22 protein-coding genes, 1 other RNA gene and 1 pseudogene are annotated in these 20,791 nt (G+C 63.7%); 16 read left to right on the forward strand and 8 right to left on the reverse strand.

Annotated features, from left to right (window positions below; all coding sequences use genetic code 11):
• Positions 1–122 precede the first annotated feature (122 nt).
• The 10 genes from rpmH to dapE all read left to right on the forward strand — a co-directional run bounded on the left by rpmH (position 123) and on the right by dapE (position 9,107).
• Positions 123–257 carry a 50S ribosomal protein L34 gene (gene rpmH, locus ACFXS9_RS31365; RefSeq protein WP_008542748.1) on the forward strand — a complete coding sequence of 45 codons (135 nt, stop codon included), beginning with the start codon at positions 123–125 and terminating at the stop codon, positions 255–257.
• 27 nt (positions 258–284) lie between these two features.
• Positions 285–734 (forward strand): ribonuclease P protein component, encoded by a 450-nt coding sequence (gene rnpA / locus ACFXS9_RS31370; RefSeq protein WP_392695696.1) that lies wholly within the window; start codon positions 285–287, stop codon positions 732–734.
• A gap of 20 nt (positions 735–754) precedes the next feature.
• Positions 755–2,632, forward strand: coding sequence for a membrane protein insertase YidC (gene yidC, locus ACFXS9_RS31375; RefSeq protein ID WP_392695699.1), 1,878 nt, complete (start codon positions 755–757; stop codon positions 2,630–2,632).
• Between the two features lie 151 nt (positions 2,633–2,783).
• Complete coding sequence (gene yihA / locus ACFXS9_RS31380) at positions 2,784–3,434, forward strand: ribosome biogenesis GTP-binding protein YihA/YsxC (RefSeq protein WP_392695702.1); 651 nt, start codon at positions 2,784–2,786, stop codon at positions 3,432–3,434.
• Positions 3,434–3,805 (forward strand): DUF423 domain-containing protein, encoded by a 372-nt coding sequence (locus tag ACFXS9_RS31385; RefSeq protein ID WP_392695705.1) that lies wholly within the window; start codon positions 3,434–3,436, stop codon positions 3,803–3,805. Before yihA ends, ACFXS9_RS31385 begins: the two co-directional genes overlap by 1 nt.
• 105 nt (positions 3,806–3,910) lie before the next feature.
• Positions 3,911–4,807 carry an acetylglutamate kinase gene (gene argB / locus ACFXS9_RS31390; protein ID WP_028347942.1) on the forward strand — a complete coding sequence of 299 codons (897 nt, stop codon included), beginning with the start codon at positions 3,911–3,913 and terminating at the stop codon, positions 4,805–4,807.
• An 89-nt stretch (positions 4,808–4,896) separates the two neighbouring features.
• On the forward strand, positions 4,897–5,883 hold the full coding sequence (locus ACFXS9_RS31395; RefSeq protein ID WP_392700122.1) for a DUF1036 domain-containing protein: 987 nt from the start codon (positions 4,897–4,899) through the stop codon (positions 5,881–5,883).
• A gap of 169 nt (positions 5,884–6,052) precedes the next feature.
• Positions 6,053–6,751 (forward strand): pyrimidine 5'-nucleotidase, encoded by a 699-nt coding sequence (locus ACFXS9_RS31400; RefSeq protein ID WP_392695708.1) that lies wholly within the window; start codon positions 6,053–6,055, stop codon positions 6,749–6,751.
• A gap of 233 nt (positions 6,752–6,984) precedes the next feature.
• Entirely contained in the window at positions 6,985–7,830 is an 846-nt protein-coding gene (gene dapD / locus ACFXS9_RS31405; RefSeq protein ID WP_057846067.1) for a 2,3,4,5-tetrahydropyridine-2,6-dicarboxylate N-succinyltransferase, read from the forward strand.
• Between the two features lie 110 nt (positions 7,831–7,940).
• Positions 7,941–9,107 (forward strand): succinyl-diaminopimelate desuccinylase, encoded by a 1,167-nt coding sequence (gene dapE, locus ACFXS9_RS31410; protein WP_392695711.1) that lies wholly within the window; start codon positions 7,941–7,943, stop codon positions 9,105–9,107.
• A 107-nt stretch (positions 9,108–9,214) separates the two neighbouring features.
• On the opposite strand, the gene truA is transcribed toward dapE, so the two are convergent.
• From truA to def, 3 genes are all read right to left on the reverse strand, one after another.
• Positions 9,215–9,952, reverse strand: coding sequence for a tRNA pseudouridine(38-40) synthase TruA (gene truA / locus ACFXS9_RS31415; RefSeq protein ID WP_392695714.1), 738 nt, complete (start codon positions 9,950–9,952; stop codon positions 9,215–9,217).
• Between the two features lie 151 nt (positions 9,953–10,103).
• Entirely contained in the window at positions 10,104–11,036 is a 933-nt protein-coding gene (gene fmt, locus ACFXS9_RS31420; RefSeq protein ID WP_392695717.1) for a methionyl-tRNA formyltransferase, read from the reverse strand.
• 139 nt (positions 11,037–11,175) lie between these two features.
• Positions 11,176–11,703: a peptide deformylase gene (gene def, locus ACFXS9_RS31425; RefSeq protein ID WP_392695720.1), complete on the reverse strand. Its 528-nt coding sequence runs from the start codon at positions 11,701–11,703 to the stop codon at positions 11,176–11,178.
• On the opposite strand from def, the gene ACFXS9_RS31430 reads away from it, so the two are divergent.
• The 3 genes from ACFXS9_RS31430 (at position 11,696) to ACFXS9_RS31440 (ending at position 14,555) form a co-directional block, all read left to right on the forward strand.
• A complete protein-coding gene (locus tag ACFXS9_RS31430) occupies positions 11,696–11,833 on the forward strand; it encodes a hypothetical protein (protein ID WP_392695723.1) in 138 nt (45 codons plus the stop codon). The genes def and ACFXS9_RS31430 overlap by 8 nt on opposite strands.
• Before the next feature lie 50 nt (positions 11,834–11,883).
• Positions 11,884–13,092 carry a DNA recombination protein RmuC gene (locus ACFXS9_RS31435; RefSeq protein WP_392695726.1) on the forward strand — a complete coding sequence of 403 codons (1,209 nt, stop codon included), beginning with the start codon at positions 11,884–11,886 and terminating at the stop codon, positions 13,090–13,092.
• A gap of 104 nt (positions 13,093–13,196) precedes the next feature.
• Positions 13,197–14,555, forward strand: coding sequence for an AmpG family muropeptide MFS transporter (locus tag ACFXS9_RS31440; protein WP_392695729.1), 1,359 nt, complete (start codon positions 13,197–13,199; stop codon positions 14,553–14,555).
• Positions 14,556–14,710: 155 nt separating this feature from the next.
• Here ACFXS9_RS31440 and ACFXS9_RS31445 read toward each other — a convergent pair whose 3' ends face one another.
• The 5 genes and pseudogenes from ACFXS9_RS31445 to ffs all read right to left on the reverse strand — a co-directional run bounded on the left by ACFXS9_RS31445 (position 14,711) and on the right by ffs (position 18,152).
• The gene (locus tag ACFXS9_RS31445) at positions 14,711–15,130 is read right to left on the reverse strand and encodes a hypothetical protein (RefSeq protein WP_392695732.1); all 420 of its coding nucleotides are present in this window, start codon (positions 15,128–15,130) and stop codon (positions 14,711–14,713) included.
• Between the two features lie 24 nt (positions 15,131–15,154).
• A complete protein-coding gene (recR, locus tag ACFXS9_RS31450) occupies positions 15,155–15,760 on the reverse strand; it encodes a recombination mediator RecR (RefSeq protein WP_392695735.1) in 606 nt (201 codons plus the stop codon).
• A 1-nt stretch (position 15,761) separates the two neighbouring features.
• Positions 15,762–16,083: pseudogene (locus ACFXS9_RS31455) on the reverse strand (YbaB/EbfC family nucleoid-associated protein).
• A 24-nt stretch (positions 16,084–16,107) separates the two neighbouring features.
• Positions 16,108–17,949: a DNA polymerase III subunit gamma/tau gene (locus ACFXS9_RS31460; RefSeq protein WP_392695737.1), complete on the reverse strand. Its 1,842-nt coding sequence runs from the start codon at positions 17,947–17,949 to the stop codon at positions 16,108–16,110.
• Positions 17,950–18,055: 106 nt separating this feature from the next.
• Positions 18,056–18,152, reverse strand: an RNA gene (gene ffs / locus ACFXS9_RS31465) — signal recognition particle sRNA small type.
• 232 nt (positions 18,153–18,384) lie between these two features.
• Here ffs and ACFXS9_RS31470 point away from each other — a divergent pair.
• From ACFXS9_RS31470 to ACFXS9_RS31480, 3 genes are all read left to right on the forward strand, one after another.
• Positions 18,385–18,810, forward strand: coding sequence for an HIT domain-containing protein (locus ACFXS9_RS31470; RefSeq protein WP_392695740.1), 426 nt, complete (start codon positions 18,385–18,387; stop codon positions 18,808–18,810).
• A 4-nt stretch (positions 18,811–18,814) separates the two neighbouring features.
• Complete coding sequence (gene nudC, locus ACFXS9_RS31475) at positions 18,815–19,765, forward strand: NAD(+) diphosphatase (RefSeq protein WP_392695743.1); 951 nt, start codon at positions 18,815–18,817, stop codon at positions 19,763–19,765.
• A 62-nt stretch (positions 19,766–19,827) separates the two neighbouring features.
• The gene (locus ACFXS9_RS31480) at positions 19,828–20,790 is read left to right on the forward strand and encodes a sugar kinase (protein ID WP_392700123.1); all 963 of its coding nucleotides are present in this window, start codon (positions 19,828–19,830) and stop codon (positions 20,788–20,790) included.
• Position 20,791 lies beyond the last annotated feature (1 nt).

Genomic DNA, 20,791 nt, shown 5'->3' on the forward strand with positions numbered 1-20,791 from the left:
TGGCCCGGTTTCACCGGGGGCGGCTCGCTTTGGGCCGTAAATGGCCCGTTTTCGGGCCGGCCCGCATCATCGGACGTATCTCAATCCAACAGGCAAATTGCCCGGTCAGCGGAGAACTACCCGTGAAGCGGACTTATCAACCCAGCAAACTGGTGCGCAAGCGCCGTCACGGCTTCCGCGCCCGTCTCGCCACCGCCGGCGGCCGCAAGGTTCTCGCCGCTCGCCGTGCGCGCGGCCGCAAGCGTCTGAGCGCCTGAGCCGGATCCTTTCCGGAGATTTCATTCATGGATCGGCTGAGGCAGCGGGCGGACTTTCTCGCCGTTGCCAATGGCACGCGGGCCAACAGCGCTGCCTTCGTGGTGCAGGGCCGGGCCCGCGACGATGACGGCCCGATCCGAATCGGCTTCACCGTTACCAAAAAGAACGGTACTGCTACCGAGCGCAATCGCATCCGGCGCAGGCTTCGCGAACTGGTGAAGCGGCTGGACGTCATATCAATGCGACCGCACCATGATTATGTGCTGGTAGGCCGTCGCGCCGCGCTCACCCGCGACTTCGCAACCATGCTCGACGATCTCCGCTCGGCACTGCATCGCCTCGACCGGCAGCCGACGGGCAAAGCGTTTTCGAGCGAAGTGGATTCCGGTTCGCGTGAAGAAAACGCGTCAAAACGAAAACTGAGGGCCTCGGTTGCGACGTCAGTCGGAACCGAAAGGGCCCGAAACCCGAATTGAATGGCGAGACCTCAAAAACGATGACCGACAACCGCAACACCATCCTCGCCGTCATTCTGTCCGGCCTCGTGCTGATCGCCTGGCAGTATTTCTACAATATGCCGCAGATGGAGCGGCAGCGCGCGCAAACCCAGACCCAGGCCGAGCTGAACAAATCCGCGCCGCAGCCGGCGCCGGGATCGACCACGCCGCAACCGGGATCGACCCCATCCGCGACGACGCCCGCCGGCCAGCCGGGCGCGGTTCAGCCCATCGTCAGCCGCGACGCCGCGATCGCCGCAACGCCGCGCATCAAGATCGAAACGCCGCGGCTTTCCGGCAGCATCTCGCTGAAGGGCGGGCGCGTCGACGATCTCTCGCTGGAGAAATTCCGCGACACCGTCGATCCGAAATCGCCCGCGATCGTGCTGTTCTCGCCATCGAACACGGCGCATCCCTATTACGCTGAGTTCGGCTGGGTCGCCGCCTCGGGCTCGACGGCTCGGCTTCCCGACCGCGAGACGGTGTGGCAGCAGGAGGGTTCCGGCAGCCTGACGCCCGACAGACCGGTGACGCTGAAATGGGACAATGGCGAGGGCCTCACCTTCCGCCGCACCATTGCGATCGACGACCGCTATCTATTCACCATCAAGGATGACGTTACCAACGTCGGCAGCGCGCCGGTCACGCTCTATCCGTTCGCACTGATCTCGCGCCACGGCACGCCTGAGGTCTCGGGCTACTACATCCTGCACGAAGGCCTGATCGGCTATCTCGGCGACAAGGGCCTGCAGGAACACGGCTACAAGGGCGTCGCCGAGGCGCCTGTTCTGGGCAATGGCGCGCGCGGCTTCGAGTTTAATGTGACGAATGGCTGGCTCGGCATCACCGACAAGTATTGGGCCGCGGCGCTGTTGCCTGACACGTCGGCGCGCCTCAAGGCTCGCTTCCTTGCCGAACCCGGCGCCAAGGTTCGTTATCAGGCCGACTACCTGCAGGATCCGCAGACCATTGCGATCGGCGGCACCGGCAGCGCCAATGCGCGCCTATTCGCCGGCGCCAAAGAAGCCGGCGTCGTCGGCATCAACTTTCCGTTGGCCGGCCATGGCGGCTACAACAAGGAACTCGGGCTGAACCATTTCGATCTGCTGATCGACTGGGGCTGGTTCTATTTCATCACCAAGCCGATGTTCCTGCTGCTCGACTATTTCTTCCATCTGGTCGGCAATTTCGGCGTCTCCATCCTGCTGGTGACGGTGCTGATCAAACTGGTGTTCTTCCCGCTCGCCAACAAATCCTACGCCTCGATGGCGAAGATGAAGTCGGTGCAGCCGCAACTGCAGGCACTGAAAGAGCGCTATCCCGACGACCGCCAGAAGCAGCAGCAGGAGATGATGGAGATCTACCGCAAGGAGAAGATCAACCCGGTCGCCGGTTGTCTTCCCATCGCGCTGCAGATCCCGGTGTTCTTCTCGCTCTACAAGGTGCTGTTCGTCACCATCGAAATGCGCCACGCGCCGTTCTATGGCTGGATCAAGGATCTCTCTGCGCCCGACCCGACCAACCTGTTCAATCTCTTCGGTCTGCTGCCTTTCGATCCGACGCATATACCGGTGATCGGATTTTACCTCGCGCTCGGCGTCTGGCCGATCATCATGGGCATCACGATGTGGATTCAGATGAAGCTGAATCCCACGCCGCCGGATCCGACCCAGAAGATGATCTTCGACTGGATGCCGCTGATCTTCACCTTCATGCTGGCGGGCTTCCCGGCGGGTCTCGTGATCTACTGGGCCTGGAACAACCTGCTCTCGGTGATCCAGCAGGGCTACATCATGCGCAAGAACGGCGTGAAGGTAGAGCTGTTCGACAACATCAAGGCGACGTTCGTTCCGAAGAAGGCCGTCGAGAAGACGTAAAAGCTGCCGCACTGTTAGCAGTGCAAGCACCCTCCAACCCCGTCATGCCCGGTCTTGTGCCGGGCATCCACGTCTTTACGGTATTGGTGATAGAGGAAGACGTGGATGGCCGGGACAAGCCCGGCCATGACGATGGATCTGGGACCTTCGCATGACCGCCGAAACCGATGCGGGGCTGATCGAAGAGGGACGAAAACTCTTCGCCGGCGAATGGAAGTTCGTCTGGGCCTCGCCCTCGATCGAAACACTGCCGCCGATGGCGGGCATGGAAGTGGCGTTTGCCGGCCGCTCCAATGTCGGCAAATCGAGTCTCATCAACGCGCTCACGGGGCGCAACGCGCTGGCTCGCACCTCGCATACGCCGGGCCGCACCCAGGAACTGATTTTCTTCGAAGGGCCTGACAAGGCCGGGCTGCGGCTGGTCGACATGCCCGGTTATGGCTATGCCTCGGCGCCGAAAACCAAGGTCGCCTCCTGGACCAAGCTGATTCATCAGTTCCTGTTAGGACGCGCCACGTTGGCGCGGGTCTATGTGCTGATCGACGCGCGCCACGGCATCAAGGATGTCGACCAGGACGTGCTGAAGACGCTGGATAAATCCGCCGTGAGCTACCAGGTGGTGCTGACGAAAACGGATCAAGTGAAGCCCGCTGAGCTGCAAAAGAACATCGCCGAAACCACGGCCGCGCTCGCCAAGCATCCGGCGGCGTTTCCGGATGTATTGGTGACCTCCTCGCGCACCAGCGCCGGCATGCCGGAATTGCGCGCTGCGATGGTGCGCCTGTTGAAGGAGCGTGGCTGATGAACCGCGCCGGCCGCATCCTGATCGTGCTCGCTGCCATCATGGGCGCTGACGGTGTCATGCTTGCGGCAGCCTCCGCCCACGGCGCGGATGCGTCGCGGCTGGTGTCGGCGTCGTCGATGCTATTGTTTCACGCCAGCGCGGTATTAGGCGCCGTCGCGTTGGCCGAGCGCGGGATCGTTCACGCGAAAATCGGCATCGCGGCCGCTTTCGGCTTTGTTCTCGCAGCCGGCCTGTTCGCCGGCGATTTGACGCTGCGGCACTATGCCGGGCATGGGCTGTTTGCGATGGCCGCGCCCACTGGGGGGACACTGCTGATCGCAAGCTGGCTGGCGCTGGCGGTTTCGGCGGCGTGGCCGCGGCAGGGCTGACTCCTCCTTCTCCCACAAGGGGAGAAGGGAACAACCCACTTTGCGCCCTGCCCGCCAATCGGATAGAACCCGGCCCGACATCCGAAAATGGCGAGACCCGCTTTCATGACATCAGCGCAAGATATCAGCCCGCTCGATCAGGCCCGCATCCTGTCGGAAGCGCTCCCGCATATGCAGCAATATGACGAGGAAACCATCGTCATCAAATATGGCGGCCACGCCATGGGCGCGGAGGAAACCGCCAAGGCGTTTGCGCGCGACATCGTGCTTCTGGAGCAGACCGCGATCAATCCTGTGGTGGTGCATGGCGGCGGGCCGCAGATCGCGACCATGCTCAAGCGGCTCGGCATCCAATCGGAATTTGCCGCCGGACTGCGCATCACCGATGCCGCCACGATTGAGATCGTCGAGATGGTGCTGGCGGGCTCGGTGAACAAGCAACTCGTCGGCTACATCAACGAAGCCGGCGGCAAGGCCGTCGGTCTGTCCGGCAAGGACGGCAACATGGTGAAGGCCACCAAGACCTCGCGCACCATGGTCGATCCGGATTCCAACATCGAGAAGGCGATCGATCTCGGCTTCGTCGGCGATCCCGACAAGGTCGATCTCACGCTGTTGAACCAATTGATCGGCTATGAACTGATCCCGGTGCTGGCGCCGCTGGCGACCTCGCATGACGGCCACACCCTCAACATCAACGCCGACACGTTTGCCGGCGCAGTGGCCGGCGCGCTCAAGGCCAAGCGGCTATTGCTGTTGACCGACGTTCCCGGCGTGCTCGACAAGTCGAAGAAGCTGATTCCGGAATTATCGGTGAAGGACGCGCGAAAGCTCATCGCCGACGGCACGATTTCCGGCGGCATGATTCCGAAGGTCGAGACCTGCATCTACGCGCTGGAACAGGGTGTGCAGGGCGTCGTCATCATCGACGGCAAGATGCGGCACGCCGTGTTGCTCGAGTTGTTCACCAATCAAGGCACCGGCACGCTGATCCACAAGTGATGAGCAAAGCGGCGACGCGCATACGGGCCGTCATGGCCAAGCATGACGAGCGGAGGGCATCGCGACGGCCGCGCTTTGCACGCTTCCTGATGTCGCTGCCGATCGCAATGATCTCGCTGTTCGTTTCCGCGCTGCCCGCGTTTGCCGACTTGAAGCTCTGCAACCGCATGAGCTACGTCGTCGAGGCCGCGATCGGCATCGACGAGAAATCGGCGACCGCGACGCGCGGCTGGTTCCGGATCGATCCGGCGGCCTGCCGGGTGGTGCTGCAGGGCGCGCTGACGGCCGACCGCATCCTGTTGAACGCGCGTGCGCTCGGCGTCTACGGCGCCTCGCCGATCCCGCAGAACGGCAACGACACGCTGTGCATCGCGCCGGACAATTTCGTCATCGCCGCCGCCCGCCAGTGCCGCGGCAACCAGACGCCGGCGCCGTTCACCCAGATCACGCCGACGCGGACCGACGACGGCACCCTTGTCGCCTATCTGGCCGAAGATTCCGAGTATGACGACGAGCAGGCGCGGCTCGCTGGCATCCAGCGGCTCCTGGTGATCGCGGGCTATGACGCCGCGCCGATCGACGGCGTCGACGGGCCGAAGACGCAAGCCGCCCTGAGCGCCTTTCTGAAGAGCCGCGGACTGGCGGCCGAAATCGTGCAGTCGCAAAACTTCTTCGCCACCATGATCGACGCCGTGCAAAAGCCCTCCTCCACAGGGCTGACCTGGTGCAACGACACGCCGCACAAGATCATGGCGGCGGTCGCCACCGACGACGGCAAGGCGGTGACCAGCCGCGGCTGGTACCGCATCGATCCCGGCAAGTGCCTGCATCCCGATGTGATCGGCCAGCCCAAACAGGTCTACAGTTTTGCCGAAGCCGTCGACGGCGAAAACCGCGCCATCAAGTACCGGGACAAGCCGTTGAGCTGGGGCGGCCCGAAACAGCTCTGCACGCGCGAAAGCAAGTTCGAGATATCCGAACAGGGCGATTGCGGAACGCGCGGGCTTGCCGCAATCGGCTTTGCGCCGGTCGATATGAGTAGCGGCGGCAAGACGCTGCGATTTGCGATCCCGTGATGGGACACAATTCCATCGTCGTCCCTGCGAACGCAGGGACCCATAACCACCGAACCGAGTTTTGGCTACTATGCTACCAACGAACAGAGGCAATGCGCACTGTGCTCATCAATGATCGCCGCGGCTTATGGGCCCCTGCTTTCGCAGGGACGACGGGTTGAGACGGCAAATGAAAACCAACTCTCCCCGCTCCTTCAGCCACATCGACACCTGGGTGTTCGATCTCGACAACACGCTGTACCCGCACCACGTCAATCTTTGGCAGCAGGTCGACGCGCGGATCGGCGAGTTCATCAGCGCTTACTTGAAGATCTCCGCGGAAGAAGCCCGCGTCATCCAGAAGGACTATTACCGCCGTTACGGCACCAGCATGCGCGGCATGATGACCGAGCACGGCGTGCGCGCCGACGACTATCTGGCCTATGTGCACCAGATCGATCATTCGCCGCTGGAGCCGAACCCGGCGATGGGGGCTGCGATCGCAAAACTTCCGGGGCGCAAGCTGATCCTGACCAACGGCTCGACCGACCATGCCGGTGCGGTGTTGGCACGACTCGGCATCGGCGAGCATTTCGAGGCGGTGTTCGATATCATCGCCGCCGAGCTGGAGCCGAAGCCGGCGCCGCAGACCTACGACAGGTTCCTGCGCGTCCACGGCGTCGATCCCCTGAGGTCGGCGATGTTCGAGGACCTCGCCCGCAACCTCGTGGTGCCGCATCAGCTCGGCATGACCACGGTGCTGGTGGTGCCTGACGGCGCCAAGGAAGTGGTGCGCGAGGACTGGGAGCTGGAAGGCCGCGATGCAGCTTACGTCGATCATGTCACGGATGATTTGACGGGGTTTTTGCAGACGTTGAGTGGAAAGTAGATCCACTCTCTCCGTCGTCCCTGCGAACGCAGGCACCCATACGCCGCGGCCGCTGGTAAGAGGCACTCTGGCAGACATCCCGTTCAACAACCGGTGCCTATGGTTATAGGTCCCTGCGTTCGCAGGGACGACGAGGGAGGGGAGCGGTCGCAGGGACGACATCCTGCCTTGACTCTCACCTCTCAAATCCCGAAAAAGTCCACCGACTTTGCCCAATCCCCTGAGGAATCCCGATGTCCCTGTCCGCGCTCGAATCCACCGTCAATTCCGCCTTCGATGCCCGCGACGGCATTTCGACGGCGACCAAGGGCGAGGTTCGCGAGGCCGTCGATCACGCGCTTGAACTGCTCGACAAGGGCGAAGCGCGGGTGGCCGAGCGCGAGGCCTCGGGCAAGTGGAAGGTCAATCAGTGGCTGAAGAAAGCCGTGCTGCTGTCGTTCCGCCTCAACGACATGGGCCAGATTCCCGGCGGCCCCGGCAAGGCGTCCTGGTGGGACAAGGTGCCGTCGAAGTTCGAAGGCTGGGGCGAGAACCGTTTTCGCGATGCCGGTTTCCGCGCCGTGCCCGGCGCGATCGTGCGCCGCTCGGCGTTCATCGCCCGCAACGTCGTGCTGATGCCCTCCTTCGTCAATCTCGGGGCCTATGTCGATGAGGCGACCATGATCGACACCTGGTCGACGGTCGGTTCCTGCGCGCAGATCGGCAAGCGCGTGCATATTTCCGGCGGCGTCGGCATCGGCGGCGTGCTGGAGCCGCTGCAGGCCGAGCCTGTGATCGTCGAGGACGATTGCTTCATCGGCGCGCGCTCGGAAGTCGCCGAAGGCGTGATCGTGCGCAAGGGCGCGGTGCTGGCAATGGGCGTGTTCCTCGGCGCTTCCACCAAGATCGTCGACCGCGAGACCGGCGAAACCTTCATTGGCGAAGTGCCGGAATACTCAGTCGTAGTTCCCGGCGCCCTGCCCGGCAAACCCCTGAAGAACGGCCAACCCGGCCCATCGACGGCCTGCGCCGTGATCGTCAAGCGCGTCGACGAGCGCACCCGCGCCAAGACCAGCATCAACGAATTGCTGCGGGACTAGGGCTCGAACCTGAAGTCGTCCCAGGGCGACCAACGACCGCGCCGCGGGCTTTGCCGCCGCCCGGAGTTACAAGGCTGGCCCGCCGCGGGTTTGGCGTGTTAAGCGGGGGTATGAATGACGCCGTTACCATTACCCGCGACCTCGTCCGCTGCCCCTCTGTCACCCCTGCCGATGCCGGTGCGCTCGGCGTGCTCGAACGTCTCCTGAAAGACGCCGGTTTCGAGGTGCATCGCCTGACCTTCGGCGAGACAGGCACCGCCGATATCGACAACCTTTACGCTCGGATCGGCACCGAGGCGCCGCACATCACCTTTGCCGGCCATACTGACGTGGTGCCACCCGGCGATGAGGCCGCGTGGACGCTCGGCGCGTTCTCGGGCGAGGTCAAGGACGGCTTTCTCTATGGCCGCGGCGCGGTCGATATGAAGGGCGGCATCGCCTGCAGCGTCGCAGCCGTGCTGCAATATCTCGCCGACCACGGCGGCAAGCCGCAAAAAGATGGCCGGGGTTCGATCTCGTTTTTGATCACCGGTGACGAAGAGGACATTTCCGTCAACGGCACCATCAAGCTTCTGAAGTGGTGCGCCGAGCGCGGCGAAAAATTCGATCATTGCGTGCTCGGCGAACCTTCCAACGTCGAAGTGCTGGGCGACTGCATCAAGATCGGCCGCCGCGGCTCGCAGTCCGGCACGCTCTATGTCGAGGGCGTGCAGGGCCATGTCGCCTATCCGCACCGCGCGTCGAACCCGGTGCCTGATATTTCGCGGCTGATCGTAGCGCTCTCCGACGAGCCGCTCGACCATGGCAGCGCGCAGTTTCAGGCGTCCAACCTCGAGTTCACTTCCGTCGATGTCGGCAATAGCGCTGGTAACGTCATCCCCGGACAGGCGCGTGCAAAATTCAACATCCGCTACAATGACAACCACACGCAGGAAAGCTTGCGCGCGCTGGTAGAGGAGCGGCTGGCAAAGGCCTGCGGCAACCGCATCCGCGCCCGCATCGTGTGGGAATATTCCAACTCCAACGTGTTCGTGACGAAGCCGGGCGCGTTCACCGATCTCGCGGTAAGCGCGATCGAGGAGGTCACCGGACGCAAGCCGGAGCTCTCGACTTCCGGCGGCACCTCGGACGCGCGTTTCATTTCGAGCTACTGCCCGGTGATCGAGTTCGGCCTCGTCGGCCAGACCATGCACCAGATCGACGAACGCACGCCGGTATCGGATCTGCAGAAGCTGACGAAGATCTATCGCGGGGTGTTGGAGCGATATTTTGGGTAGCTTCCGCGCAGAATGGTAGGATGGGTGGAGCGCAGCGATACCCATCATCTCGCCGCCAACACGATGGGTATCGCTTCGCTCCACCCATCCTACATCGTCAGCGTCAGCTAATACTCCACCCGCACCAGATACAGCCCCTCCGGGGGCGCCACCGGGCCGCAGGCGGCGCGGTTGCGGGCGGCTAAAGCGGCGGCGAGGTCATCGGCGCTCCAGCGGCCTTCGCCGACCCAGACCAGTGAGCCCACCATCGAGCGCACCTGGCTGTGCAGGAACGAGCGAGCGGAAGTGAGGATCGAAACCTGATCGCCTTCCCTGATCACGTCGAGCTGGTCCAGCGTCTTCTCCGGTGATTTCGCCTGGCACTCGGTGTCGCGAAACGTCGTGAAATCGTGCTTGCCGAGCAGCCTCTTGGCTGCGGCGTCCATCGCATCCGTATCGAGATGCCGCGGCACCCGCCAGCTCCGCTTGATATCGAGTGCGAGATTGGCGCGGTGGTTGGTGATCCGGTAGCGGTAGTGGCGTCTCTTGGCCGAGAAACGTGCCTCGAAATCGTCGGCCACGATCTCCGCCGAGAGCACACCGATCGGATGCGGACGCAAATGCGCGTTCAACCCATCGCGCAGGCGGCCCAGCGGAAACGGCTTTTGGATATCGCAATGCGCGACCTGCGCCAGTGCATGGACCCCGGCATCGGTGCGGCCCGAGCCATGGACGCGCACGTCCTCGCTGCAGATCGCCTTCACCGCAGTTTCCAGCGCGCCCTGCACGGTCGGCGCGTTATCCTGGATCTGCCAGCCGGAGAACGGCGTGCCGTCGTATTCGATGATGAGTTTGTAGCGGGGCATGTTTACTCGATGTCATCGTCCGCCAACCGGTCCGGCCTTCGGCCGGCCGGATGACAGGCTCAGGCGGACGATCCAGTACGCCGTGAAGTCCATATTCATTCTCAGAGGCCGCGACGTACTGGATACCCCGCCTTCGCGGGGTATGACAGTGTTAAGAGAAGCGCGCACCAGCCTTCAGCGGCGTACCGCGCAGGAAATCTGCGGCCTTCATCCGCGCCTTGCCTTCGCGTTGCAGTTCCAGAATGCGGATCGCGCCGTCACCACAGGCGATCGTCAAACCATCGTCGAGCACCTCGCCGGGCGCACCTGAACCTTTCGCCAACTCACAGCGCAGAATCTTGATCCGCGCCGGCTCGCCGTCGGTAGCCAACTCGCACCAGGCGCCCGGAAACGGCGACAGTCCGTGAATATGCCGCAGCACCTCGCGCGCCGGTCGCTTCCAGTCGATCCGCGCCTCGGCCTTGTCGATCTTGGCGGCGTAGGTCACGCCGTCTTCGCTCTGTTTCTTGAGCTGTAACCCGCCGCGCTCGAGCCCGCCCATGGCGCGCACCATCAGGTCGGCCCCGAGCGGCGCCAGTGCGTCGTGCAGATCGGCGGCCGTCATCAAGTCCGTGATCGCGAGCCGCTCGGCCATCGCGACGTCGCCGGTGTCGAGGCCAACATCCATCTTCATCACCATCACGCCGGTCTCGGCATCACCTGCCATGATGGCGCGATTGATCGGGGCGGCACCGCGCCAGCGCGGCAGCAGCGAAGCGTGCAGGTTGAAGCAGCCGTAGCGCGGCGCGTCGAGGATGGCCTGCGGCAGGATCATGCCGTAGGCGACGACGACGGCGGCGTCGGCATTGTGCGCGCGGAATTCGGCAAGCGCTTCCGGCGTCTTCAGCGTTGTGGGCGTCAACACGGGAATCCCAAGCCGCCGCGCTTCCTGCTCGACCGGGGTCGGCTGCAGTTTCATGCCGCGCCCGGCCGGCTTTGGCGCACGGGTATAGACCGCCACAACCTCATGGCCGTGGGCCGCGAGTTCCAGCAGCGTCGGCACTGCGAAATCGGGCGTGCCCATGAAGATCAGGCGGAGTGGCATGAGGTGGAGATTCCCGGGAACGATTTATTTTACTCGTCATGGCCGGGCTTGTCCCGGCCATCCACGTCTTTAGTGCAGCCAGAAAGAAAGGCGTGATGCCCGGGACAAGCCCGGGCATGACGGCTGAGAGAAATGCAATTCACCCAGCCGCGCGCTTGGCAGCCTTGGTAAACTTCTTCATCACGCGGTCGCGCTTCAGCTTCGACAGATAGTCCACGAACAGCACGCCGTTGAGGTGGTCGATCTCATGCTGGATGCAGGTGGCGAACAGGCCATCGGCGTCCTCCTCATGCACCTTGCCGTCGAGATCGGTGTAGCGGATGCGAACCCGCGCGGGACGTTCGACCTCCTCGTAATATTCGGGGATCGAAAGGCAGCCCTCCTCGTAGACCGACATTTCCTCGGACGAGGAGAGGATTTCCGGGTTGATGAACACCCGCGGCTTCGGCTTGGTCTCGCCGTTCTCGTCCTTCTTGGCGAGATCCATGGTGATCAATCGCAAAGGTTGCGCGACCTGGATCGCGGCCAGACCGATGCCGGGCGCGTCGTACATGGTTTCGAACATGTCGTCGGCGAGCTTGCGGATCTCCGTCGTCACCTTTTCGACAGGTTTGGAGACGAGCCGCAACTGCTTGTCCGGCAGGATGATGATTTCTCTGATGGCCATGATTTTTCTCTGGCGCGGATTTAAGCCGCTGACCTGCCGGGGTCAATCCGCCGCGGCGACCGTTAAGGCGGCCTTAACCATGATTTTTAAGGCGGCGTTAACCACAAAAATTGATCCAGCATTACCATAGATGTTCCCTCTTCGTTCGCTTCGAGCGGCGAATCGGGCTACAAGGCTGACATGAACGAAATTCTCTTCATCGTCGGCGACCTGCCGATTCACGTCGGCGAGGCGCTTGCGGGCTTCGGCGCGCTCGCATTGGTGCTGCTGCTGACGATTGCCATCGTCATCGCCCGCTCCGGCCGCCGCGGCGCGGAACTGGCAATGGCGCAGGCGATCCGCGCCGACGAGCTGGAAGAGCGGCTGAGCGAGATGCTGCGGGCGCAGAGCGAATCGACGGGGCGGGTCGACGCCATGGCGCAGGCGCTGGCCGGCCGCCAGGCCGAGATGGCGCGCGCGGTCAACGAGCGGCTGGACTCGGTCACCCATCGCGTCGGACAGTCGATGGAAGCGACCACGCGCCACACCATGGATAGCTTGCGCGTGCTGCATGAGCGGCTCGGCATCATCGACAACGCGCACAAGAACCTCACCGACCTGACCTCGCAGGTGACGACCCTGCGCGACGTGCTCGCCAACAAGCAGTCGCGCGGCGCCTTCGGCCAAGCGCGGATGGAAGCGATCGTGCAGGACGGCATGCCGCAGGGCTCTTACGAGTTCCAGTACACGCTCTCATCAGGCAAGCGGCCGGACTGCGTGGTGTTCCTGCCCGACCAACGCCCGCTCTGCATCGACGCCAAGTTTCCGCTGGAGGCGATGACCGCGCTGCACGACGCGCGCAGCGACGAGGAACGAAAATTCGCCACGCAGCGCCTGCGCAACGACGTGATGAAACACGTCAATGATATCGCCGAGAAGTACCTGATCGCCGGCGAGACCCAGGATACGGCGCTGATGTTCGTGCCGTCGGAATCGGTCTATGCCGAAATCCACGATGGCTTTGACGACGTGATCCAAAAAGCCTACCGCGCCCGCGTCGTGCTGGTGTCGCCCTCGCTATTGATGCTGGCGATCCAGGTGATGCAACAGATCCTGAAAGACGCGCGCATGCGCGATGCCGCCGACCAGATCCGCACCGAAGTGCTCAATCTCGGCGACGATCTGGGCCGCCTCCGCGACCGCGTGCTGAAGCTCCAAAAGCATTTTGGCGACGTGAACGAGGACGTGCGGCAGATCCTGATCTCCGCCGACAAGATCGAAAAGCGCGCCGGGCGGATCGAGGAACTCGATTTCAGCAAGACCGATGCGCCGGTGGAAGTGCCGCGTTTCGTCAAGAACAGCACGCCCGAGCTGTTCCCCGCCCCGCGCAAGCTGCAGGCTGGGGAGTAGCGGCCGTTGCCCCGCTATGGCCACATATCAAGCTGTCATCGCCCGGCTTGATGTGCGCCGGGCGATGACAGTCTTTTAGTTGCAGAATCTGCTAACACCCCTCCATGACCGCACCGGAAACCACATCCCCCGCAGCTACACCCGCCCCCACTTGGCGCGAGGCCTGGGCCGTGTACCTGCAGCCGCGCGTGCTGATCGTGCTGGTGCTCGGCTTTTCGTCTGGGTTGCCGCTGGCGCTGTCGGGATCGACGCTGCTGGTGTGGATGCGCGAATCCGGAGTCGATCTCGGCACCATCGGACTGTTCGCGCTGGTCGGCACGCCCTACACGCTGAAATTTGCTTGGGCGCCACTGGTCGATGCGCTGCATGTCCCGATCTTCACGCGCGCGTTCGGCCGCCGCCGCGGCTGGCTGGTGTTCTCGCAACTGCTGCTGATCGGCGCGATCCTGCTGCTGGCGCTGACCGACCCGGCGCGCTCGCCGCTGTTCGTGGCGCTCGGCGCACTTCTGGTCGCGACCATGTCCTCGACGCAGGACATCGTGGTCGACGCATTCCGCGTCGAGAGCCTGCCCGAAAGCGAACAGGCCGCCGGGATGGCCTCCTACGTCGCGGCCTACCGGATCGGCATGCTGGTCTCGACAGCCGGCGTGCTGTTCCTCGTAAGCGCGTTCGAGGACACCGGCATCGGGCGTAGCTCAGCGTGGATGTGGGGCTATGTTGCGATGGCCGCGCTGGTGCTGATCGGGACCGTCACGGCGCTGGCCGCCACCGAGCCTGAACAATCGGTGCGCGCCGAGGCCAAGACCCACGACGAGGCTGCATTCTCGCGCGTCATGCATGCCGCCATCGGGGCGTTCTCCGAATTTCTGGTCCGCAAGCATGCCTTGACGGTGCTGGCCTTCGTGGTGCTGTTCAAGCTCACCGACGCGTTTTCCGGCACCATGACCGCGCCGTTCGTGATCGACCTCGGCTTCACCCGCAACGACTACGCCGCCATCGTCAAGGGCGTCGGTCTCGCCGCAACCCTGATCGGCGGCTTTGCCGGCGGCTATGTGGCGCGGCGATATTCGCTGGTCGCGAGCCTCTGGATCGGCGGCGTGCTGCAGGCGATCTCCAACCTGGTGTTTGCGTGGCTCGCCTTTGTCGGCACCAATCAATGGGCACTGGCCGCCGCCATTTCGGCGGAAAACTTCACCGGCGCGATCGGCACCGTGATCTTCGTCGCCTATCTCTCGGCGCTATGCCGGAACCCGTTGCACACGGCGACCCAATACGCGCTGCTCACCGCACTGGCGGCCGTCGGGCGCACCTATCTGTCCTCCGGCGCCGGCTATGTGGCGGAGGCGACGGGCTGGCCGCTGTTCTTCGTGATCTCGGTTGCGGTCGCGGTGCCGAGCCTGATTTTCCTGGCGTGGCTGCAGCGGCGCGGACATTTTGCGGCGCTGGGGCCGGTGAAGGTTTAGGTTCCTGTCGTCCCGGCCTTGCGCCGGGACCCCATAACCACGAATCTTCATTGTTGAAATGCGCCGGAGCTCCAGCGCGGTCTAACCACGAGCACCTGCGATTATGGGTCCCTGCGTTCGCAGGGACGACGAAGATCGATGCAATACGCGTCGATCTAATGCTTGGTCACCACGCTCCACTTCGTGATCACGGCTTCGCTGATCTGCCCGGCGTCCTGCGCGCAGGCGACTTCGTCGACCTTGACCGAGATTTCCTTGCCGATGAAATTCTTCAGTTGCGCGGTCTGGGCCTCGCTGCTGGTGACGAGCTGGAACGTTTCGGGGCCGGTTTCGAGATTGCAGAGCCCGTTCGGCGGCGGCAGCCGGCGCGGCTCGCTGGTGATCTGGTAGGTCGCGGCGCGCTTCTTGCCGCCCTTCATGGCGTTGAGTTCGCCGGACAACACGTCGCCGGCTTTGATCGGCTTGCCGGGCTTCGGCGCCGGCTCGGTCTGCTGCGCCCACGCGGAAGGCGCGATCAAGGTCGCCGCCATGAGGACCGCAAAACAATAGCGCTTGCCGAATCGTGGTTTCGTCATGTCGATCAGTTCCGTTGGTGATAGCTAGAACAGCGTGCGCTGCCGCATGGCAGCCGATAGCGTACCTTCGTCGAGATAATCAAGCTCGCCGCCGACCGGCACGCCATGGGCAAGCCGGGTGATCTTGACGTTGGCGTCCTGCAGGAGATCGGTGATGTAATGAGCGGTGGTCTGGCCGTCGACCGTGGCGTTCAGCGCGAGCACGATTTCGCTGACTTGCGACTCGTGCGCGCGGGCCACCAGCGCGTCGATCGTCAGATCCTGCGGGCCCACGCCGTCGAGCGGCGACAATGTGGCGCCGAGCACGTGGTAGCGGCCGTTGGTCGCGTTCGCGCGTTCCAGCGCCCAGAGGTCGGCGACGTCGGCGACCACGACGATGGTCGAGGGATCGCGCCTGGGGTCGATGCACACGGTGCAGGGATTTTGGGTATCGATGTTGCCGCAGGTCTTGCAGACCTGAATCCTGTCGATTGCCACCTGCAGCGCGCCGGCCAGCGGCGTCATGAGCGCCTCGCGCTTCTTGATCAGGTGCAGCGCCGCGCGCCGCGCCGAGCGCGGCCCGAGCCCCGGCAGGCGCGCCAAGAGCTGGATCAGGCGTTCGATTTCAGGGCCGGCAACGCTGGCGGCCATTTCAGGTGAGACCAAGTCCGGGCGGCAGGCCGAGCCCGCCGGTCAGCGCCTGCATCTTTTTCCATCGCCGCGGTTTCCGCCTTGCGCCGCGCGTCGTTCTGCGCCGTGACCAGCAGATCCTCGAGCACTTCGCGCTCCTCGGCCTTCATCAGCGACGGATCGATCTTCACGCCCTTCACTTCCATCTTCGCAGTCATGCGAACGGCAACCAGCCCGCCGCCGGAAATGCCCTCGACCTCGAGATTGCCGAGCTCTTCCTGCATCGCCTGCATCTTGGATTGCAGCTCCGCCGCCTGCTTCATCATGCCGAGAAAATCAGCCATTCATCCGTCCTCTCGAGAGTCCGATCAGTCGTCGTCGCCGTCGGAAGTCTCGTTCAAGTCGTCAGTGATAATATCGGATTCCGGCGGCTCGGCGGCAAGCCTTCGCACCTCGACGACCTTAGTGCCGGGAAACCGCGCCAGCACCTCCTGCACGCGCGGATCGGCCTCGGCTGCGCGGGCGTGCTCGTTTCTCGCTTGCTCGTTCTGCGAGCGCAGTGTCGGCTGGCCGGCCTCGTTGGAGACGATCACGGTCCAGCGCCGCCCGGTCCACAGTTCCAGCTTGCGGGAGAGGTCGTTGACCAGCCCCCGCGCCGCATTCCGCTCCAGCGCCACCTCAAGCCGCCCGTCCTCGAAGCGGACCAGGCGCATGTCGGATTCCAGCGCCGTCTTGGTCAGGATATCGCGCTTTTCGCCGGCGAGCGCGACAAGCTGCGGGAAAGTGGTGATCCGCAGAACGGGCGCGGTATTCGTTTGTGCCGACGGTGCCGCCATTTGCGGGCGCGCGGACGCTTCCGCGCCGGAGCGGGGCGAGGCAGGCGTTCGCATCGGCGATGCGGCAGACATTGAAGATACCGGTGCGGTGGGCGCAGCCCGTGACGGCGCCGCACCGCCCGCGGCGATTTGTGCGCCACCGCCGTTTTGGTCGAGCATCCGGATCGCTTCGTCCGGCGTCGGCAAGTCGGCGACATAGGCGATGCGCACCAGCACCATTTCGGCGGCAGCCGCCGGCCGCGTTGCCGTCTGTACCTCGGTGATGCCCTTGAGGAGCATCTGCCACATCCGCGACAGCACCCGCATCGACAGCTTTGCGGCAAATTCACGGGCGCGGACGCGCTCGGTCTCGCCGAAGGCGACGTTGTCGGCGGTGGCGGGGACGATCTTCACGCGGGTGACGAAATTGACGAATTCGGCGAGGTCGGACAGCACCACGACCGGATCGGCGCCGACGTCATACTGGCTGCGGAATTCGCCAAAGGCGCTGGCGATATCGCCGCGCGCCAGATGCTCGAACAGGTCGATCACCCGGGTCCGGTCGGCAAGCCCCAGCATCTGCCGTACCGCGTCGGCACGGACTAGCCCCGCCGCATGCGCGATTGCCTGATCGAACAGCGACAGCGAATCGCGCACCGAGCCTTCGGCGGCGCGCGCGATGATGCCGAGCGCTTCCGGCTCGACCTCGACACCTTCCTTTTTCGCGATGTTGGAGAGATGCCCCATCAGCACATCCGCCTCGACGCGGCGGAGATCAAAACGCTGGCAGCGCGACAGCACCGTCACCGGGACTTTACGGATCTCGGTGGTGGCGAATACGAACTTGGCGTGCTCGGGCGGCTCTTCCAGCGTCTTCAAGAAGGCGTTGAAGGCCGCCGTCGACAGCATGTGGACTTCGTCGATGATGTAGACCTTGTAGCGGGCACTGGCAGGCGCGTAGCGCACGCTGTCATTGATCTGGCGCACGTCGTCAACGCCGGTATGGGACGCGGCGTCCATTTCCAGCACATCCATGTGCCGGCTCTCCATGATCGCCTGGCAGTGCACGCCGAGATCCGGCATGTGGATGGTCGGCCCCTTCACCGAACCGTCAGGCTTTTCGTAGTTCAGCGCGCGGGCCAGAATCCGCGCCGTGGTGGTTTTGCCGACGCCGCGAACGCCGGTCAGGATCCAGGCCTGCGGAATCCGCCCGGTTTCGAACGCATTCGAAACGGTGCGGACCATCGCCTCCTGGCCGATCAGGTCGTCGAAACTGGAGGGGCGGTATTTTCGCGCCAGCACCCGGTAGGGCTTGGCGGCCTCGCCCTGGCCGAGAGCAAAACCGCCCTGGCCGGCGCCATCGGGGTGATCGGGGGGAGCGCCAGCATCACTCATCGGTCGATCCGCAATTGATTATCTCTCGGGGCCGGCTTGCGGAAAGGAGGGAATCGAACGCAGGGCCGGACAGGCCGTTTCCCTGCGCGATTCGCTCGAAAAACAGGTAGGAGACTGACGAGCGACCCGATCCGGACCTCGTTAGGGCTGCTTCCTTCCGGACCTGACCCGGTTGGCGAGTGGCTCGTCCACCGCCAATCTCCCGGTCCCTATTTGGGGCCAAAAGGGCCGGAAAGCAAGCGGGGCTTTCCCTGTCATACGCCGCGGATGCGGGGTATCCAGTACGCTGCGGTCCGTACTAGGCCCGCCTTCGCTCGTTGAGGCTACGGCGGACAAGTCAACCGCTTTCGCGGGTGATGACACCTTGGTATGAAACTAGGAGTGCCCACAGAAGGCACTTTATCGGCCCGGCATGGATCGGGCAGGGAACTCTTGATGCCCTCTGACGCCTCCACCTGGTCGCTGCATTCCCAGCTCAAAAAGGACACCATCGATATCGGCGACCTGCCGCTGTGCAAGGTGCTGGTCATCAAGGACGCGCATTACCCGTGGCTACTCCTGGTGCCACGCAGGGCAGGTGCGGTGGAAATCATCGACCTCGACGATGTCGAGCAGGCGCAGTTGATGACCGAAATCTCCCGGGTTTCGCGGGCGCTCAAAGAGATCACCAAATGCGACAAGCTCAATGTTGCGGCGCTCGGCAATCTGGTGCCGCAGTTGCATGTCCATGTCATCGCGCGGCGCACCAGCGATGCGGCCTGGCCGCGCCCGGTTTGGGGCGTGATGCCGCCGCTCGCGCACGACGCCGAGGAAGTCCAGAATTTCATCAACGCGCTTCGCCGCAAGATCTGGTTGGGTTGAATAGATGTCCGCATTCGACAAGTATCCGCTGGGGAAGCCCGCTTTCGTTACCCATATCCTGGATCGCGCTGCGCATCTGCGCACCAACGACGAAAAGCTGTTCGCGCTGGAGAACCAGCGCAACGCCAGCGCCTATGTGATCTACCGCGACTCGCTCCTGGTGAAGCAGGAGGCGGACGGGCCCCGCGTGCTGCTCGGCGTCGAAGAAGCGGTGAAGCTCGGCGCCAATCCCGGCACCATCTTTCTGGGCCTGCGCGACGGTGCGCCGGTGTTCGGCATGGGTATTTCAGCCACGGCCGTGGAAAAGCTGATGACGCGCGGCGACGTCACCGTGACCGAGCTGCGCGGCATGGCCATGCAGGGCACCGTGCCGCCGGAACAACTCTCCGCGATCGCCATGGCCAAATCGATGGTGACCTGGCATCAGCGCCACGGCTATTGCGCCAATTGCGGTACCCGCACCGCGATGAAGGAAGGCGGCTGGAAGCGCGAGTGCCCGAGCTGCAAGGCCGAACACTTTCCGCGCACCGATCCGGTCGTGATCATGCTGGTTACGCATGGTGATCGATGCCTGCTCGGCCGGCAGAAGCAGTTTATGCCTGGAATGTGGTCGTGCCTCGCCGGCTTCGTCGAAGCGGCCGAGACGATCGAGGACGCGGTTTGCAGGGAAATTTTCGAGGAATCCGGCATCCGTTGCACCGACGTGAGCTATTACATGACGCAGCCGTGGCCCTATCCGTCATCGCTGATGATCGGATGTTCCGCGCGTGCGCTCAACGAGGAGATCGTGGTCGATCGCGCAGAACTCGAGGACGCGCGTTGGTTCGATCGCGCCGAGGTCGCTCTCATGCACAAGCGCCAGCATCCCGACGGCCTGTTTGCCGCGCATCCCTTCGCGATCGCGCATCATTTGATCGGCCAATGGTTGCATGGCCGAAGGGATAACTGCGCGTAGCGGGAACCGGCGCCTGCTTGCTCGATTAACTGGGGACTTGAGCGGACATGACGGATTCACGCATGAACTTTCAGAACAAGGCGCCGAAAATACCTCCGCGCGTCCTCTGCATCGGCATGCCGGTGCGTGACCTCACTTTTCATACGCCGGGCGTTCCCGGGCGCGGTTCCAAGGAGAACGCCACCGCATTCGACGAAATCTGCGGCGGCAACGCGCTCAATGGCGCGATCGGCATCGTTCGACTCGGTGGCCGCGCCTCGATTTGCGGGCCGATGGGTGATGCCAAGGAAACGTCGAGTCGCTTCATCTTCGAGCAGATGGCGCATGAGGGCATCGAGACAAAACATCTCATCCACATGCCAGGGCTGGTGACGCCGATCTCGGCGGTGATGATCGATCCTTCCGGCGAGCGCACCATCGTGACCTTCCGCGATCCGAACCTGTGGCATGTGAAGTTGCCCGACTTCGACACGCTGCTGGACGATTGCGCCGCCATTCTCACCGAGAGCCGCTGCGCGGAATTCTGCACCGAGCTCTGCGCCGAGGCGGTCCGGCGCGGCATTCCCGTGATTGTCGACGTCGATCGCGCAATGTCGATGCGCGAGGGACTGTTGAACGCCTCCACCCACCTGGTGTTCTCGAGCGAGCCGCTGCAGGAAACCGCAGATGTTAGCGACGATGCCCAGGCGCTGAAGAAAATTGCCAAGCTGACCCCCTCGTTTCTGGCGGGAACCCGGGGCCCGAGGGGCACGATCTGGCTCGACGAGAACGGCGGTATCCAGGAAACCCCGGCTTTCCCGGTGCATACGGTAGACACCCTGGGCGCCGGCGACGTGTTCCACGGCGCGATTGCGCTCGCGATCACCGAGAACCAGGAATTGCGGCAGGCGCTCCGATTCGCCTCCGCCGCGGCGGCATTGAAATGCACCCGCTTCGGGGGCGCCTTCGCAGCCCCGCAACGTGCTGAAGTTGAAGAGTTTTTGACCCACGGCCAAGCTGCAGGCCAGACCTCGACCGACCACTAAC

The organism is Bradyrhizobium sp. RDI18, assembly GCF_043203335.1.
Classification (GTDB): Bacteria; Pseudomonadota; Alphaproteobacteria; order Rhizobiales; family Xanthobacteraceae; genus Bradyrhizobium; species Bradyrhizobium retamae.

Excerpts from the sequence above, each read along its gene's own strand:
- rnpA (WP_392695696.1), top strand. The coding sequence starts at position 285 with ATGGATCGGCTGAGGCAGCGGGCGGACTTTCTCGCCGTTGCCAATGGC.
- ACFXS9_RS31445 (WP_392695732.1), bottom strand. The coding sequence starts at position 15,130 with ATGACGAAACCACGATTCGGCAAGCGCTATTGTTTTGCGGTCCTCATG.
- ACFXS9_RS31435 (WP_392695726.1), top strand. The coding sequence starts at position 11,884 with ATGAACGAAATTCTCTTCATCGTCGGCGACCTGCCGATTCACGTCGGC.
- ACFXS9_RS31395 (WP_392700122.1), top strand. The coding sequence starts at position 4,897 with ATGTCGCTGCCGATCGCAATGATCTCGCTGTTCGTTTCCGCGCTGCCC.
- ACFXS9_RS31460 (WP_392695737.1), bottom strand. The coding sequence starts at position 17,949 with ATGAGTGATGCTGGCGCTCCCCCCGATCACCCCGATGGCGCCGGCCAG.
- yidC (WP_392695699.1), top strand. The coding sequence starts at position 755 with ATGACCGACAACCGCAACACCATCCTCGCCGTCATTCTGTCCGGCCTC.
- ACFXS9_RS31430 (WP_392695723.1), top strand. The coding sequence starts at position 11,696 with ATGGCCATGATTTTTCTCTGGCGCGGATTTAAGCCGCTGACCTGCCGG.
- yihA (WP_392695702.1), top strand. The coding sequence starts at position 2,784 with ATGACCGCCGAAACCGATGCGGGGCTGATCGAAGAGGGACGAAAACTC.
- argB (WP_028347942.1), top strand. The coding sequence starts at position 3,911 with ATGACATCAGCGCAAGATATCAGCCCGCTCGATCAGGCCCGCATCCTG.
- ACFXS9_RS31385 (WP_392695705.1), top strand. The coding sequence starts at position 3,434 with ATGAACCGCGCCGGCCGCATCCTGATCGTGCTCGCTGCCATCATGGGC.
- ACFXS9_RS31480 (WP_392700123.1), top strand. The coding sequence starts at position 19,828 with ATGAACTTTCAGAACAAGGCGCCGAAAATACCTCCGCGCGTCCTCTGC.
- ACFXS9_RS31470 (WP_392695740.1), top strand. The coding sequence starts at position 18,385 with ATGCCCTCTGACGCCTCCACCTGGTCGCTGCATTCCCAGCTCAAAAAG.
- fmt (WP_392695717.1), bottom strand. The coding sequence starts at position 11,036 with ATGCCACTCCGCCTGATCTTCATGGGCACGCCCGATTTCGCAGTGCCG.
- nudC (WP_392695743.1), top strand. The coding sequence starts at position 18,815 with ATGTCCGCATTCGACAAGTATCCGCTGGGGAAGCCCGCTTTCGTTACC.
- def (WP_392695720.1), bottom strand. The coding sequence starts at position 11,703 with ATGGCCATCAGAGAAATCATCATCCTGCCGGACAAGCAGTTGCGGCTC.
- dapD (WP_057846067.1), top strand. The coding sequence starts at position 6,985 with ATGTCCCTGTCCGCGCTCGAATCCACCGTCAATTCCGCCTTCGATGCC.
- dapE (WP_392695711.1), top strand. The coding sequence starts at position 7,941 with ATGAATGACGCCGTTACCATTACCCGCGACCTCGTCCGCTGCCCCTCT.
- recR (WP_392695735.1), bottom strand. The coding sequence starts at position 15,760 with ATGGCCGCCAGCGTTGCCGGCCCTGAAATCGAACGCCTGATCCAGCTC.
- truA (WP_392695714.1), bottom strand. The coding sequence starts at position 9,952 with ATGCCCCGCTACAAACTCATCATCGAATACGACGGCACGCCGTTCTCC.
- ACFXS9_RS31400 (WP_392695708.1), top strand. The coding sequence starts at position 6,053 with ATGAAAACCAACTCTCCCCGCTCCTTCAGCCACATCGACACCTGGGTG.
- ACFXS9_RS31440 (WP_392695729.1), top strand. The coding sequence starts at position 13,197 with ATGACCGCACCGGAAACCACATCCCCCGCAGCTACACCCGCCCCCACT.